This window comes from Streptomyces mutomycini, assembly GCF_001700505.1.
Classification (GTDB): Bacteria; Actinomycetota; Actinomycetes; order Streptomycetales; family Streptomycetaceae; genus Streptomyces; species Streptomyces mutomycini.
Window position 1 is genome coordinate 1 of record NZ_MAPV01000365.1, and the last position, 733, is coordinate 733.

The window sequence follows — 733 nt, forward strand, 5'->3', positions numbered from 1 at the left end:
CCCCCTCCATCGCGCTCGGCCCCGCCACCGCCAGCGTCGTCGACATGGCCTCCGCCTACGCCACCCTCGCCGACCACGGCAGACAGCGCCCCCACACCCTCGTCGTCAAGATCAGCAAGAACGACACGGAGCTCGCACTACCCGCCCGGAACACCCGGCGCGCCGTCAGCCGCGAAGCCGCCGACACCACCACCTCGGTCCTGCGGAGCGTCGTCGACGGCGGCACCGGTACCGCTGCGCAAGGCGCGGGCCGCCCCGCCGCGGGCAAGACGGGCACCGCCGAGGAGGACAAGGCCGCCTGGTTCGCCGGGTACACCCCCGACCTCGCCACCGTCATCGCCGTCATGGGCCAGGACCCCGAGACCGGCGTCCAGAAACCCCTCTACGGCGCACTCGGCCTCGCCCGCATGAACGGCGGCGGCGCACCCGCCCAGACCTGGGCCGCGTACACCCGGGCCGCCCTGGAAGGCAGCGCCGTGAAGGACTTCGAGCTGGAGGCCGACGAAGGCCCCGAAGAGCCCGACCCCGACGAGAGCGCGGAGGGCGAGGACACCGAGGAGGCCGGGGGCACCGGGGAACCGAGGGACGGCGAGGACACCGAGGAACCCGGCAGCGGAGAGTCCCACGATGAACAGGACGGCACCCGCGCACCGGACACCGCCTCCGAACGCTCCCGTGAACCCCGGGAACCCCGGGAACCCCGGGCGCCGCGGGAACCCCGGGAAGCCGGCCC

Annotated in this window: 1 protein-coding gene; it reads left to right on the plus strand. The window is 74.6% G+C overall.

Translation table 11 applies throughout. From position 1 onward, the window contains the following. On the plus strand, nucleotides 1–733 hold a 733-nt coding region (locus BFF76_RS30480; protein WP_275935688.1), incomplete at both ends, for a penicillin-binding transpeptidase domain-containing protein.